The sequence below is a fragment of the Paenibacillus sp. 01T422 genome, assembly GCF_056398785.1.
Genome location: NZ_JBFTQB010000708.1, coordinates 1 through 3,466, shown reverse-complemented (window position 1 = coordinate 3,466; position 3,466 = coordinate 1). Strand labels below are relative to the sequence as shown.

At 41.3% G+C, this 3,466-nt stretch carries 3 protein-coding genes and 1 pseudogene; all 4 read right to left on the bottom strand.

The genetic code is table 11. From position 1 onward, the window contains the following. Positions 1-1,472: peptide ABC transporter substrate-binding protein (locus AC1DUA_RS29495; protein WP_477503131.1), on the bottom strand; the 1,472-nt coding region annotated here is incomplete at its 3' end. Between the two features lie 402 nt (positions 1,473-1,874). Next, on the bottom strand, positions 1,875-2,276 hold the full coding sequence (locus AC1DUA_RS29490; protein WP_477503130.1) for a DUF3397 domain-containing protein: 402 nt from the start codon (positions 2,274-2,276) through the stop codon (positions 1,875-1,877). A 15-nt stretch (positions 2,277-2,291) separates the two neighbouring features. After that, a complete protein-coding gene (locus AC1DUA_RS29485) occupies positions 2,292-3,251 on the bottom strand; it encodes a ketopantoate reductase family protein (protein WP_477503129.1) in 960 nt (319 codons plus the stop codon). A 109-nt stretch (positions 3,252-3,360) separates the two neighbouring features. Beyond that, positions 3,361-3,466 (bottom strand): annotated as a pseudogene (locus AC1DUA_RS29480) (RsfA family transcriptional regulator); the annotation flags it as partial.

Below are 3,466 nucleotides of genomic sequence, written 5' to 3'. Positions count from 1 at the left end.
TACTCTGGGTTGCTGTAGTCGCCTTCATCAAATTCTCCACCAGTTACCCACATATCCAAGAATGTCATTGGATCGTTGTAATCTGCGCCCCATAGGGAAAGCGCGATATCGAAGTCATGCTTGGAGGACAACTCGATACGCAATGCGTGCGGAACTGGGTTCGCTTCTGCTTCGTATCCAAGGTTTTGTTTCCATTGTGCAAGGATGAACTCAAGTGATTTTTTTGCAGTTTCAGTATCATCTGCATTCACTTTCATTTTTGGAAGAGCTGTCAAGCCAGCTTCTTTCAGACCTTCAGCAAGCAATTGTTTTGCTTTAGCTGCATCGAATTTCGGTTGTGTATCGCCTGCAGATTTACGGAAGTCGCCGCCTGCACCGTCTGAAGTACCACCAGGTACTAACCCTGTGGAAGCTACAGAACCGTTAGCTAGTACTGTATCAACGAAAGCTTGACGATCGATTGCCATACCTAGAGCTTGACGGATTTTCTTGTTAGCCAAGGCTGGAACTTTTTTCGTTTGGTACATCAAGTAAGTGTTAGTCAACTCTGGTTTAGGCAGGTTGTCTGGTTTACCAGCGTAAAGTTTCAATTGATCGCGGTTGATTTCAGTCAAATCAGCAGCGTCAGTTTCATACAGGTTAAGACCTGTATTGGAATCTTTTACAATGTTAACTGTTGCTTTAGTAATTTTTACGTTAGCAGCATCCCAGTATTTATCATTTTTAACAAGTTCAAGTGTTTGGCCATGATCCCATTTGCTAAGGATGAATGGACCAGCACCGATTACTTTGTCAGCTTCTGCTCCGTATTTATCGCCAGCTTTTGTTACGAAATCTTCACGTTGTGGCAAGAAAGTTCCGAACGCAAGCATTTGTGTAAAGAAAGTAACTGGTTTCTCAAGGGTAATTTCAAGTTGCTTGTCGCTAATTGCTTTTACACCAAGAGCATCTTGAGCTTTCTTAACTTCTTCAGGAGTTTTAGCTTGAGTAACAGCTTCTCCACCTTTAATCCAAGCTACTACGAAACTATATTGCCCTTTTGTAGCAGGATCTAATGTACGTTTGAAGGAATAAACGAAATCTTGCGCTTTAACTGGTTGACCATCGGACCAGTTCGCGTTGTCACGAATGTCGATTGTGTAAGTCAGACCATCAGGAGAGATTTTCGGGAAATCTTTAGCAAGACCAGCAACTGCTTTGCCGTCTTTGTCCGTACGATAAAGACCTTCGTTAAATGCGCTAATAAATGTAAAAGCAGCATTTGCTGTTGCTTTGGAGCTATCCATGACTGGCGGCTCAGCTGTAAAGTTGATTTTAATTTCTTGCGGTTTGTTGGAAGCCGGTGCCGAAGAACCTTTCGTATCTCCGGATGGGGACGTAGAAGGATTTTCCTCACTTTTCGCGCAACCCATTGCTACGCTACCCATAAGCGTTAATGCTACTGCTGTTGTAACCCACTTTGTCGCTTTCATAAAACGCCTCCTCTAAAATTTATGTATGTCTAGAATATCTATGGTTAGGTGTATTTGATAGTTTTACTGACATCAACCTCACACCTTATACCCGAAAATAAATGAAACCGCTTCATACATGTAATAATATCTTACGTAAACCTCTGGTAAAAAAAATTACTAGACTCTACGCAAGGAATTATAACATATAACCACACTTTGTCCACACTTAATTTACCTAAGTAAGATTAAATGTTAGAAACATTGGAATATATAGTGTCTTCCGGTTTCTAATTATACAACCATCGGTCAATAAAATCTAGACGATTTTCATTGTTATTTTCTACAAATCTCAAATAAATATTACAAAGACCAGCAGAAAAGTCTCTTTTTTCGTCCAATTTCAACAAAAGAGACTTTATTTTATGTCGAAAAAATGTAATTTTTCCCAATATGAACAAAGAAAAGTAAAATGTAAAGCGCCGAAAGCCCTAAAAAGCTAAGCCTCCAAACCACTCTGCTCACTCTTAACAAATCCGTCTTACCTTTCAAATGCGTTTGATAACCGCCAATAATTCCAAAAGCGATAAGCAGAATAAGAGCGATCATCCAGAACCCAAAGCTTGTATGAAATAGTTGATTCCACATCAAAGAAACCGAACCAAGCAGAAAAAAGGTCGTAACATCCATGGTCAGTCTAGTCGTCATCTTCTTATCTCGAAGAAAGTAAAAAACTAGAAACCATAATAAAACAAAAGTAATAAACGGTGCAACAGCCAGAACTGCATAAAGTGTGGAAATCCAACTCATCAGTACATCCATCATCTTCGACCACCTAATTTATTCTAGTGCTTTCACTAATCGGTACACAGTGCGATGTGCAGGAAGATCGAGGCTCAGTTCTTCGGCCATCTGCAATAAACTTCCGTTTATTCGGTCTATCTCAGTGGTCCTGGACTGTTCGATGTCCTGAAGCATAGATGAATGATTCCTACTTGTAGCCTCACATACAGTTATAATGGTTTGCCATAGCTCATCAGGCAGCCTAATGCCTTTGGCTTCAGCCACAAGACAAGCCTCTCGGTAAAGGTCTAGCATCAGTCCCCTTGTCCAAGCTGACTCCAGCAACTCCCCATTTTTTACATGCAAAATAGCTGTAAGCGGATTAATCACGGCATTAATAATCAGTTTACTCCAAATTCTTACCTCCATGTTCTTCGACATTATTGCCTGAAATCCTGCCTCTTCCAGCAAGTTTACTAACAATAAGTGCACAGAATTTTCTTGATCAAGGTTCGTGTGCTCGGATGCACCTATGTAAGTTATGCCATGACCTGTGTGAGAGACCTCCGTGAGACTTTCTCGTCTTGCTCCATCAGTTGTCACAGCAAGCAGCAATTTATTCTCCCCGTCCCCTTCATTCAGCRGGGCCTCATGACCAATTCCATTCTGAAAGCTAACTACATGAGTGGTCTCTGAGCTCCGAGAATCTATATATTTCGCAAGTTTTTTCGTAATTGCAGGCTGCTTGACCATGAGAAAGATATAATCCAATGGCTGTGGAAAACTACTCGTACGATTCAAAGATTCCTTGTTTTCTTGGTAATAGCTAAATTCTATGAGACCACCGCGAGTTGTCCTGTGACGCTCAGTCGTTCCACCTAGCAATATGCCTTTCTGAGCAAGCTGATCGGCTTGTTCTTTCGTTCTTGCAATCACCGTCATATGTTCACATAAAGAGCTCAGCTTTGCAGCAAATAAAAGCCCCAAAGAGCCCGCTCCAATTATCATAATTCGCATTCTAATTCCCCCACTCGTAGCATTCGTCATCATTATACAACAAAAAAGCCTCAGTCCAAGGATTCCCCTTGATCTGAAGCTCTGTCTTCCTTTGGAGCAGAAAGCTAGTTCACTCTACTCTTTCTAAATTCCCATTCGCATCCATCTTGAATCGCGTCTTCTCTTCTTCCTCTTCTTCCACTAAAAAGGCCATCTTCCGCGCACGGTCCATAATT

Excerpts from the sequence above, each read along its gene's own strand:
- AC1DUA_RS29490 (WP_477503130.1), bottom strand. The coding sequence starts at position 2,276 with ATGATGGATGTACTGATGAGTTGGATTTCCACACTTTATGCAGTTCTG.